Consider the following 10,766-nt stretch of genomic DNA (forward strand, 5'->3'; position numbering starts at 1 on the left):
GGCGGGTCTACTTGAGTTCGACCAGCCGGGCGAGGTAAGTCGTATCCCCGACATTGGTCAGCATGTGCACCGCGCCCGGGTCCCGGTAGACCACTCCGCCGGTGGGCTCGTCGGCGTCGATCCGGGTGCCGTCGACGGTCTGTACGACGTTCTTGGCGCCCTCGATCGCCACCACCAGGTAGGGGTGGTCGTGCCGGTGCAGCGGCTGCCGCTCGCCCGGTTCGAGCCGGATGTGCCAGACCCGGACCCGGTCGTTCTCGTACACGATCTCCTGACCCACCGGTCCGAGTTCGGTTCCGTCGATCACGTCGGTCATCGTGCTCCGTCCAGTTGGGGCAGCACCTCGGCGGCGATCAGCTCAAGGTGGTCGAGATCGTCGAAGTCGATCAGGCGTAGGTGGACCCGGGTGGTGCCGATCGCGGCGAACTCACCGATCCGCTGCGCGAGTTGCGCGGGGGAGCCGACCACCGGGTCCTCCGGTGGCAGCGCGCTCTTCTCGTGCAGGGGCGCGGCCCGACGCTGGGCCTCGGCGTCGGTCCGGCCGATGGCGACGACGATCCCGGCGGAGAGCACCAGCGGGTCGCGCCCGGACTCCGTCCGTCCGGTGCGCTCACACGCCTCGCGCACCCGGTCGTACGCCTCGGCGGTGGCCGCCACGGACTTGAACGGCATGTTGAACTCGTCGGCGTACCGGGCGGCCAGTTCCGGTGTGCGCTTGGGCCCGCGCCCGCCCACGATGATCGGCGGGCCGGGCACCTGCACGGGCTTGGGCAGGGCGGGAGCGTCCACCAGCCGGTAGTGGTCGCCGGTGTAGCTGTAGGTCTCGCCGGGCGGGGTTCCCCACAACCCGGTGATCACCTCAAGCTGTTCGGCGAGCCGGTCGAAGCGCTCGCCGACCGGCGGGAACGGGATGCCGTACGAGGTGTGCTCGCGCTCGTACCAGCCGGCCCCGATGCCCAGGTCGACCCGTCCACCGCTCATCTGGTCGACCTGCGCGACCATCACGGCGAGGGGACCGGGCAGGCGGAACGTGGCCGACGTCACCAGGGTGCCGAGCCGGATCCGCTCGGTCTCCCGGGCCAGCGCGGCGAGGGTCAACCAGGCGTCCGTCGGGCCGGGCAGGCCCGGGTCCGCGCCCATCGACTGGTAGTGGTCGGCGCGGAGGAAGCCCTCGTAGCCGCAGGCCTCGACCAGCCGGGCGAACCGGAGCTGGGTGTCGTAGCTGGCGCCACGGTTCGGCTCGGTGAAGACCGACACCCGCATGGTCAGTGTCCTTCCGCGCCGGCGGTCGCCGGCTGCTCGCGTTCCATCAGCAGTTCGTGCAGGTCGGCGCTGACCTGGGCGACGTCGGCCAGGTGGGCGTTGCGGCCCAGGGTGCGGGGCCGGGGGATGGTCACGTCGACGACCTTGCGGATCCGGCCGGGGCGGGGGCTCAGCACGACCACCCGGTCGGCGAGCAGCACCGCCTCGTCGATCGAGTGGGTGACGAAGACGATCGTCGGCTTGTTCTCCATGTGGACCCGCTGGAGCTCGCCGGAGAGTTCCTCGCGGGTGAGCGCGTCCAGCGCGGAGAACGGCTCGTCCATCAGCATCACCCGGGGCTCACCGATCAACGACCGGCACAGCGACACCCGCTGCTGCATGCCGCCGGAGAGTTCGTGCGGCAGCCGCTTCTCGAAGCCGGCCAACCCGGCCACGTCGAGCAGTTGCCGGGCCCGCTCCCGGTGCTTGGCGCGGCCCCAGCCGAAGACCTCCACGGGCAGCAGGACGTTGTCCAGCACGCTGCGCCAGGGCAGCAGCGCCGGCTTCTGGAACAGCATCGCGATGTCCTGGCGAGGGCGGGTGATCGGCGTACCGGCGACGGTGATCTCACCGGCGGTCAGTGGGAGCAGCCCGGCGATCAGTCGCAGCAGCGTGGACTTGCCACAGCCGGAGCGGCCCAGCACGGCGACGAACTCGCCCTCGGCGACGTCGAGGTCGATGCCGCGCAGCGCTTCCACCCGGCCGGATCGGCCCTCGAAGGTACGGGACACCCCGGACAGTCGGATCATCTCCGGCGTACCTCCGCTGAGTCGACGGTCAGGAATCCGACAAAGGCTAACCGCCCGGTTGAGGTATGGCACCGGCTGGGGTGGTCGTCAGGTTGTTTCCGTTCCGCAACCCGATACGCCTGGCGTCGCAACTGTGGGTTTCTCGTACGCTGTGCCCGCGAAGAGTCCCCCCACGACGGCGGCGTCCGGCTTCCACCCCTCCCGCCGGCCCGTCACGACAACCCCCTCCGGTGGCCTGCCGGCCCCGGTCGGAAAGGACATGGTGCACTGATGAGAAGGCTGACCCGTACGGTCGCTACGGCCGCGCTGGCCACCGCCCTCGCCCTTGTCTCCGCCTGCAGCAGCGGGTCGGATTCGGCCGACGATGCCAAGGGCGGCGACGGCAAGACGCTGGAGAAGGTGACCTACCTCACCTCGTTCGGTAACTTCGGCCGTGACTCCTACGCCTGGGTGGCGAAGGACAAGGGCTTCTTCAAGGAAGCCGGCTTCGAGGTCGAGATCAAGGCCGGTCAGGGCACCGGTGGCGTGATCCAGACCGTCGTCGGCGGTCAGGCCGACTTCGGCCCGATCGACCTCACCGGCGGCCTGCTCCAGCTCGGCAACGGCCAGGCGAAGGACTTCACCGCGGTGGCCGCGATCCAGCAGCGCACCATGGCGGGCATCGCCACCGTCGAGGGCAAGAACATCAGCTCTCCGAAGGACCTGGAGGGCAAGAAGCTCGCCGACACCCCCGGTTCCGTGGTCCGCAACCTCTTCCCGACGTACGCCCGGCTCGCCGGCGTGGACGCGACCAAGGTGACCTGGGTCAACGGTGAGGCGCAGAACCTGATCGGCACGCTGGCCTCCGGGTCGGTGGACGGCATCGGTCAGTTCGTCGTCGGTCAGCCGACGATCGAGGCGGCGGCCAAGAAGAAGGCCGTCATGCTGCCGTACAGCAACGTGATGCAGGACCTCTACGGCAACGTGCTGATCACCTCCTCGAAGACCGCCAAGGAGAAGCCCGAGATGGTGAAGCGGTTCACCGCGGCGCTGCTCAAGGGCCTGGAGTACAGCCTGGCGAACTCCAAGGAGGCCGCCGACATCCTGAAGAAGAACGTCGACGCCACCAACCCGGTCTCCGCCGCCGCCGAGCTGGAGCTGATGGCCGCGTACGTCCGTTCCGGCAACACCGGCACCGCGATCGGCACCCTGGACAGCGGTCGGGTCGCCAAGAGCATCGCCATCCTGCAGGGCGCCGGTGCGCTGAAGCAGAACATCACCCCCGAGCAGATCATCGACTTCAGCCTCGCGCCGAAGGCCTGATCGTCCGGTCGTCATCAGGGGGTACGTCCCGCCGGTTCCGGTGGGGCGTACCCCCGTCGCTCGTCGGCCCCCGGCGGGCCGTGGGATTTCGAGGAGGACAGAGATGACCGACGTCCGGTCAGCGGACCCGGCGGTGGCGGAACCCCCGCCCCCGAGTGCCGGCCCCGAGGCGGGGCGCACGGGTCGAGGTGCCGGTCTTCGGGCCGGGGCCGAGGCGGCGCTTCCCGCGGTCGGCATCCTGGTCGCGCTGGCGGCGTGGTGGCTGGTCGCCCGACTGGAACTGGTCCACCCTGTCGCCCTGCCGCCGCCCGGCGACGTGCTCAGCGCGTTCGTCGAGAAGCCCGCCCAGATGCTGGAGCACACCTGGGACACCACGTTGGAGATCCTGACCGGCTTCGCCCTCTCGGTGGCCGCCGGTGTGCTGATCGGGCTGTCCCTGGCCAGCTCCCGCACCGTGGAGCGGATGTTCACGCCGCTGCTGGTCGCGGTGAACGCGGTGCCGAAGATCACGCTGGGCCCGCTGTTGGTGGTGGCGCTCGGCTGGGGCCAGAAGCCGATCCTGACCATGGTGTTCCTGCTCTGCTTCTTCCCGATCGTGTTGTCCACAGCGACCGGGCTGACCACCACGCCGGCCGACCTGGCCGAACTGGTGCGGTCCTGGAACGCGTCCCGCTGGCAGGCGTTCCGCAAGGTGCGCTTCCCTGCAGCGCTGCCGCAGATCTTCGTCGGGCTCAAGGTGGCCATGCCACTGGCCGCGATCGGCGCGGTGATCGGTGAGTTCCAGGCCGGCGAGAGCGGCCTCGGTTACGTCATCACGCAGTACGCCGGTATCGGCGACGCCGCCACCGCCTGGGCGGCGATCATGCTGGTGGCGTTGGTGAGCATCCTGCTCTACTCGGCGCTCCTGCTGATCGAGCGGATCGCCCTCCCCTGGGTGCGAGAAACCACCAGCAGCCGCTAACCCAACAGAAGAAATAAACCCCAGAAACGCGAAGGGCCGGCCTCCACATGGAGGCCGGCCCGTTCCGTCGAAGCCGCAGGCGAGTCAGGTGTGGCCGACCGTGCCCGGCGGAGGGATCAAGCCTGACCGCCCGGAGCCGGGGACGGTCGGCCACACCCCACCCGGCACTCGACGAAGGGCCGGGAAACGAACCCGCCAAATAAAGGCCCCAGCGTTACCCCGCCAACCGCCAGCGACCATTGCGGGCGACAAGCGTGGTGAGCGCCTGCGGCATCAGGCCGCTGTGGTTGTCCGGCGTCATGCGGATCGGGCCGGAGAGGCCGTCCATCTGGGACGTTTCCAGCACGTCCCGGATGCCGTTGCGGTCGACCTTCCCGATCTCACCACCGGCGCGCAGTTCGGCGTCGGCGATCAGCTGGACGGCGTCGGCGGCGAACGACGAGGACCCGTTGTAGCCGCCGAAGCGTGCCGTGTAGTCCTGGAACCACTGCCGTCGCGCCGCCTTGGCCGGGGTGGTCGCGATCACGTCGTCGATCACCATGGTCTGCGTGAAGATCAGCGTGGCCTTCTCGGTCGCCTTGGCCGCCGCGCCGAGGAAGAGGTCCCCGGCCGCCCCCGCGTCGAAGTAGATCGACCCACGGAAGCTGATCTGCTGGGCGCTGGTGGCGGCCAGCGTGGCCTGCTCCGGCGGGGTCCAGAAGACCATCGCGTCGGGCTTGCCCGAGGCGAGCTGCTGGACCTGCTGGCTGACGTCGGTGTCGGTGGTCTTGATCCGCTGCTGCCGGAGCGAGATGTTGGCCTTGTCCAGCTCGTTCTTGAGTGCGGTCGCGCCCTCCTGGCCGTAGTCGTCGTCGCTGACCAGCATCCCCACCTTGCGGATGTTGTTGCGCCGCAGTTCGGTGGTCAGTGCGGCGGCGCTGTCCGGGGCGTTGGGGCCCAGCTTGAACACGTAGCGCCGTTGGGCGGCCGGCGCCGCGATCGCGCCGGAAGCGGCTAGCGCAATGGTGGGAATCCGCTTCTCGTTGATGGTCCCGACCGCTCCGACCGCGCATTCGTTGCAGCCGCCCATGATGATGGCGCTGACCTTCGAATCGCTGCTGAAGTCGACGATGTTGCGAAGTGACTCGGCCGAGTCGGAACGGTTGTCCTTCACCTTCAGGTCGATCTTCCGGCCGTTCAGTGCTCCGGAGGAGTTCAACTGCTCGACCTTGAGTTCGAGGGCGCGCTGGTATGTCCGACCAACCGTGGCGGCGGCGCCGGAGAGTTCGAGATCGGCGGCGATCACGATCGGACTCGTGTCCTGTTCCGCCTCGCCAAACTGGCAGCCGGTGAGCGTGGTGGCCACTACGGCCGATGCGAGCGCCGCGATGGTCGCGGAGCGGATGGGGCTCAACTCAGTCCTCCAGGTGCGGGCGCGGGCGCTGCCCGGTCACCGCCGCTAATCCGTCCTCAGTGGAGGACGGGATCTCCTCTGCCGTACGGTGTGCGCGAAGCCTGCAAAACCTTGCCAATGGCCGGCGCTGTGGTCAAGCGCGGACCCCGGCAGCATTTTCGGGACGGCCATCCCACATGCTGGGGTAACGCAATGTTTGCAAAAGCTCACTTTGCATACACGCGTGACCACTCTGGAGTTACATGCCCTGTTCAGGGGCTTGCGGAAATGAAGGTATCAGTTGCCCGGATCACGGGATGCGCTCCGTCCGACCGTTTCCTACCTCACTGCGGCTTCCCAAGCAGGATCATCTCTGATGAAATCGCGGCCGTGCCGCGCGTGGTCCCCTCCGCTTACGGCATGGCTCGGCGGCTCAGGCGGGGAAGAAACGACGGAGGCGATGTCGTGAGCACCGGACCGACGACCCTGCCCGCGCTCGGCGATAGCGCTCGGCCTGCGCGCCGACGGATGCCGAGACTGCGTGACGCCCGGATCCGGTCCAAGTTGGCACTGATCCTGGTCGTCCCGGTGGCGGCGGTGATCGCGCTCGCCACGGTCCGCCTGATCTCCGTCGGCGAGGGCGCCTTCGACGCCACCCGGGCCCGGTCACTGACGGCCCTCTCCATCGACGTCAGCGCCCTCACCCAGGACCTCCAGGCCGAACGGATGGCCGCGGCCGCCTACCTCGCCAATCCGCAGCAGCCGGCCGACGCGTACAACCTGCGGGTCCGCCAGACGCAGCAGCAGGTGGACCAGTACCGCACCGAACGGGGCCGGATCGGCGAGGTGCCGGCCGCCCTGCGCGACCGGCTGGCAGCCATCGACGACCACCTGGCCACCCTGGACGGCACCCGTCAGGAGGTGCTGGACCGCCGGCAGATGGCGGTCGCCGAGGCGGTGCTCCGCTACGGAGTCATCCTCACCGACCTGGTCTCGTACGGCGACGGCCTGGCCCAGCTGCCCGGCGACGAGAGCCTGGCGGACAGCCGCCGCGCGGTCTCCGCCTTCGCCCGCGCCAAGGCTTCCGTCGCCGAGGAAGAGGCCGTCGCCTTCACCGCGCTGTCGGCCGGCCAGCTCGACTCGGAGCAGTTCTCCTCCTTCGTGGCAACGTTGACCGGCCAGCAGGAGGCCCTGGTCGCCTTCTCGCTGGCCGCCGACCCGGTGCAGCGCGCTCTGGTCGACAGCACCGTCTCCGGCGATGCGGTCGGCCTGGCCGACCGGGTGGCCACCGACATCACCCGCTCGGTCGGGCAGCGTCCCCTGGTCACCGCGCAGGACGCCACAGCGGCCATCGGCGCCGTGAACGACCTGATGCGCTGGGCCGAGATCCAACTGCAGGACCGGCTGCTCCAGCAGGCCGACCAGGCGCGCTCGGACGTCATCCGGCAGGCCGTGGTCGAGTCGACCCTGGTGCTGCTGACCCTGATCATCGCCGTGTCGCTGGCCGTGGTGCTGGCCCGCTCGCTCAACCACTCGCTGCGCCGGCTGCGTGAGGGCGCCCTCTCGGTGGCCAACCACGACCTGCCCGACGCCGTGCAGCGCCTGCAGAACATGGGCAGCGTGGGTGACGGCGGGGTGGACGAGATCGTCCGCCAGGTCCGGGACCCCATCCAGCTCAACACCCGCGACGAGGTCGGCCAGGTGGCGTTGGCCTTCAACGTCGTCCACCGGGAGGCGGTGCGGGTCGCCGCCGAGCAGGCGGCACTGCGTACCAGCGTCTCGGCGATGTTCCTCAACCTGGCCCGCCGCAGTCAGACCCTGGTCGACCGGATGATCGGCGAGCTGGACGCGATCGAGCGCGGCGAGGAGGACCCGAAGCGGCTCGCGCAGCTCTTCGAACTGGACCACCTGGCCACCCGAATGCGGCGCAACGACGAGAACCTGCTGGTCCTGGCCGGCGCCGACTCCGCCGTACCGCGTCGTGACGACGCGTTGGTGGTGGATGTCCTGCGCGCCGCCCAGTCCGAGGTGGAGCTGTACAACCGCATCGAGTTCGGGACGGTGGACACCGACATCTCGGTCTCCGCGCACGCGGTCAACGACGTGGTACGTCTCGTCGCCGAACTCCTCGACAACGCCACCCGGTTCTCGCCGCCGAACACCACTGTGGTGGCCGACGGTCGGCGGATCCGCGACTACGTCCTGATCCAGATCGAGGACCGGGGTCTCGGCCTCACCGACGAGCAGCTCGACTCGCTCAACCGGCGGCTGGCCGCGCCGCCGAGCGTCGACGTCGCCGCGTTCCGGCTGATGGGTCTGGCCGTGGTGAGTCGGCTCGCCTCCCGCTACGGCATCCGTGTGGAGCTGCGCCGCAACGTCGAGGGTGGCACCGTCGCCCAGGTGACGCTGCCCGCCGCCACAGTGCTGCTGCCCACCAACCGGGGCCGCGAGCAGGTGCTCACCCGGCCGCGTCAGCCGATGGCAGTGGAGCAGAACCCGCTCACCCCGGTCGGTCACGCCGAGCAGTTCGCCGGCGCAGCCACGACGGCAGCGACGCTGCCCGACCAGTGGCGGACCAGCACGCCGGCGCCGGCCCAGTGGCAGTCGCCGCTGGACTCGCGGGACACCACCCCGGCCGTACAGGCGGGTGGCTACACTGGTCCGCGCTCGCCCATGCCGCCCGCCCCCGCCGCTCCGGCACCCGCCGCCCCGCTCCCGCCGGCCCGGCCGGCCTACAGCAACGGCGCGGGCGCCTCGCTGGGCAGCCCGACAGTGGCCTACCCGACCGTCGACCCGCTGCCTCGCCGCGGTTCCATGGCGGACGCCGCGGACGGGCGCGGTGCTCAGGGCGGCCTCCCGGTCGGGCCGGTCGCCGGGCCGGGCGCGGTGGCACCGCCGGCCGCCCCACCGGCCTCCCCGCTGGCCGCGCCGCCGGTGCCGGCCGCGCCGGTGAGCACCCGGCCCGACTTCCCCGCCGAAGCTCCGATCTTCCGGGAGATGGAGGCGGTCTGGTTCCGGTCGCACGGCGACGACGCCACAGCGATCTTCACCCGGCCCAACTTCGACGAGCCTCCCGCGCCCGCCACCAGGGCGGCCGACGCCGGCCTGCGCACCGGTAACGGCGGCCAGCCGAGCGCCGCGCCCGTGCCGGCCGCGCCGCTGGCCCGACCGAAGCTGCCGACCCGCACCCCGGGCAGTTCCGGCACCGACGGCACGGCCACCCCGGGCGCCGAGGGCCTCGGCACCACAATGGACGGATTCGGAGCACGGCCGACGGCACCACCGTCGTACAACCCGCCCCCGGCCAGCCGGACGGCTCCGGCCGCGCCCGCCCCCGACCCGGAGGCCTGGCGTACGGCGGCGGACGAGGGCTGGTCCCGGGCCAGCCGGGCTGCCGAGCCGGCTCCCGCGGGGACCACCCGCTCCGGGTTGCCCAAGCGGGTGCCGCAGGCACAGCTCGTGCCGGGTGGCATCGAACCGAAGAGCGGCCGGGACCGCAGCCGGCGGACCCCGGATGAAGTACGTGGTCTGCTGTCGGCCTACCACCGCGGTGTGCAGCGCGGTCGGACGGCCGGAACGGACCTGAACAGCACCTCGACCAAGGAGAGCCGATGAACAGGCCAGCTGCCATGCAGGACATGGGTTGGCTGCTCACCAACTTCGCCGACAGCGTGGCGGGCATCGCCCACGTGGTGGCGGTGTCCGCCGACGGGCTGCTGCTCGCGTCCTCCCGGGATCTGCCGGGGGACCGGGCCGACCAGCTCGCCGCGATCACCTCCGGGGTGGTGAGCCTGACCGAGGGCGCGGCCCGGATGTTCAGCGCGGGCGGGGTGTTGCAGACAGTCATCGAGATGGACAGCGGGTACCTCTTCCTGATGTCGATCAGCGACGGCTCCTCGATGGCCGTGCTGGCCGCGCGCAGCTGCGACGTGGGCCAGGTGGGCTACGAGATGGCGCTGCTGGTCGAGCGGGTGGGTGCCGCGCTGGTGCCGCTGCCGCGCGACGCGGTGCGCTCTTAGCACCGGAAGGCGGCGCTCGTTCCGAGCGCCGGACCAGGGACGAGAGGCGGCACAGTCCGGCTCAGCGAGGGACGGGGAGGTGATCGGGGATGGACCAACGACGCGCTGACCCGCGCGGCGCACTGGTACGTCCGTACGCGGTCACCCGTGGTCGTACCGAGCCCCGGCAGGACATCGCCCTCGAGGCCGTCCTCACCGCCTCTCCCACCCAGGTCGCCGAGTCCCGCTTCGCCGGGCATGACAAACACCGCATCGCCACGGTCTGTGAGGGCCGAGCACAGTCGCTGGCGGAGATCGCCGCGTATACCCGGATGCCGCTGGGCGTCGCCCGGGTGTTGGTCGCCGACATGGTGGCCGAGAGCCTGCTGACGTTACACACTGCTGCTCCCGCCGAGGGGTTCGAGGAGCGGATGGAACTGCTTGGAAGGGTGCTAAGTGGACTTCGCAGGCTATGACCCCGCAGGGGGGCGGCCGGGCCGGGGAATCGTATCCGCGAAGATCGTCGTCGCGGGCGGCTTCGGCGTCGGTAAGACGACACTGGTCGGGGCGATCTCCGAGATCACACCGCTGACCACCGAGGCGTTGATGACCGCGGCGGGTGTCGGTATCGACGATCCGTCCAAGGTGCCGGGCAAGGAGACCACCACGGTCGCCATGGACTTCGGCCGGATCACCATGGCCCAGGACCTGATCCTGTACCTCTTCGGTACACCGGGTCAGACGCGGTTCTGGTTCATGTGGGACGAGATCATCCGTGGGGCGGTGGGTGCCGCCGTGCTGGTGGACACCCGCCGGATCACCGACGCGTTCGCCCCGCTGGACTACTTCGAGAACCGCAACCTGCCGTACGTGGTGGCGCTGAACAAGTTCGACGGCGCACCGCAGTACGAGCCGGAGGAGGTCCGCGAGGCGCTGGCCATCTCGCCGCAGGTGCCGCTGGTGATGACCGACGCCCGGCAGCGGGACTCGGTCAAGCAGGTGCTGGTGACTGTTGTCGAGCACGCCATGCTCCGGCTCCAGTCCGAGCACGGGCGGGGCTTCCCGACGCCGGTCGGCTGAAC

The 10,766-nt window shown here is 70.5% G+C and carries 10 protein-coding genes; 6 read left to right on the top strand and 4 right to left on the bottom strand.

What is annotated here, in order from left to right:
- Positions 1-7: 7 nt before the first annotated feature.
- From OH804_RS31890 to OH804_RS31900, 3 genes are read right to left on the bottom strand one after another with little or no spacing between them, the layout of a single operon-like run.
- Positions 8-316, bottom strand: a complete 309-nt coding sequence (locus OH804_RS31890; RefSeq protein WP_030329959.1) for a cupin — start codon at positions 314-316, stop codon at positions 8-10.
- Entirely contained in the window at positions 313-1,263 is a 951-nt protein-coding gene (locus tag OH804_RS31895; RefSeq protein ID WP_196919792.1) for an LLM class F420-dependent oxidoreductase, read from the bottom strand. Before OH804_RS31895 ends, OH804_RS31890 begins: the two co-directional genes overlap by 4 nt.
- Positions 1,264-1,265: 2 nt before the next feature.
- On the bottom strand, positions 1,266-2,051 hold the full coding sequence (locus tag OH804_RS31900; RefSeq protein ID WP_196919791.1) for an ABC transporter ATP-binding protein: 786 nt from the start codon (positions 2,049-2,051) through the stop codon (positions 1,266-1,268).
- 270 nt (positions 2,052-2,321) lie between these two features.
- Here OH804_RS31900 and OH804_RS31905 point away from each other — a divergent pair, with 270 nt between their 5' ends.
- Positions 2,322-3,353, top strand: a complete 1,032-nt coding sequence (locus OH804_RS31905) for an ABC transporter substrate-binding protein (RefSeq protein ID WP_196919790.1) — start codon at positions 2,322-2,324, stop codon at positions 3,351-3,353.
- A 103-nt stretch (positions 3,354-3,456) separates the two neighbouring features.
- Positions 3,457-4,314: an ABC transporter permease gene (locus tag OH804_RS31910; RefSeq protein ID WP_196919789.1), complete on the top strand. Its 858-nt coding sequence runs from the start codon at positions 3,457-3,459 to the stop codon at positions 4,312-4,314.
- 214 nt (positions 4,315-4,528) lie between these two features.
- Here the strand turns inward: OH804_RS31910 and OH804_RS31915 are convergent, their stop codons facing one another.
- Positions 4,529-5,707 carry an ABC transporter substrate-binding protein gene (locus OH804_RS31915; protein ID WP_196919788.1) on the bottom strand — a complete coding sequence of 393 codons (1,179 nt, stop codon included), beginning with the start codon at positions 5,705-5,707 and terminating at the stop codon, positions 4,529-4,531.
- A gap of 444 nt (positions 5,708-6,151) precedes the next feature.
- On the opposite strand from OH804_RS31915, the gene OH804_RS31920 reads away from it, so the two are divergent.
- The 4 genes from OH804_RS31920 (at position 6,152) to OH804_RS31935 (ending at position 10,764) form a co-directional block, all read left to right on the top strand.
- Positions 6,152-9,301: a nitrate- and nitrite sensing domain-containing protein gene (locus OH804_RS31920; RefSeq protein WP_406061324.1), complete on the top strand. Its 3,150-nt coding sequence runs from the start codon at positions 6,152-6,154 to the stop codon at positions 9,299-9,301.
- A complete protein-coding gene (locus OH804_RS31925; RefSeq protein WP_007465177.1) occupies positions 9,298-9,705 on the top strand; it encodes a roadblock/LC7 domain-containing protein in 408 nt (135 codons plus the stop codon). The genes OH804_RS31920 and OH804_RS31925 overlap by 4 nt, the downstream gene beginning before the upstream one ends.
- An 89-nt stretch (positions 9,706-9,794) precedes the next feature.
- Positions 9,795-10,160, top strand: a complete 366-nt coding sequence (locus OH804_RS31930) for a DUF742 domain-containing protein (RefSeq protein ID WP_007465174.1) — start codon at positions 9,795-9,797, stop codon at positions 10,158-10,160.
- Complete coding sequence (locus OH804_RS31935; protein ID WP_124821294.1) at positions 10,141-10,764, top strand: ATP/GTP-binding protein; 624 nt, start codon at positions 10,141-10,143, stop codon at positions 10,762-10,764. The genes OH804_RS31930 and OH804_RS31935 overlap by 20 nt, the downstream gene beginning before the upstream one ends.
- The last annotated feature ends 2 nt before the right edge of the window (positions 10,765-10,766 follow it).

Source organism: Micromonospora sp. NBC_00860 (assembly GCF_045207375.1).
Taxonomy (GTDB): domain Bacteria; phylum Actinomycetota; class Actinomycetes; order Mycobacteriales; family Micromonosporaceae; genus Micromonospora; species Micromonospora vinacea.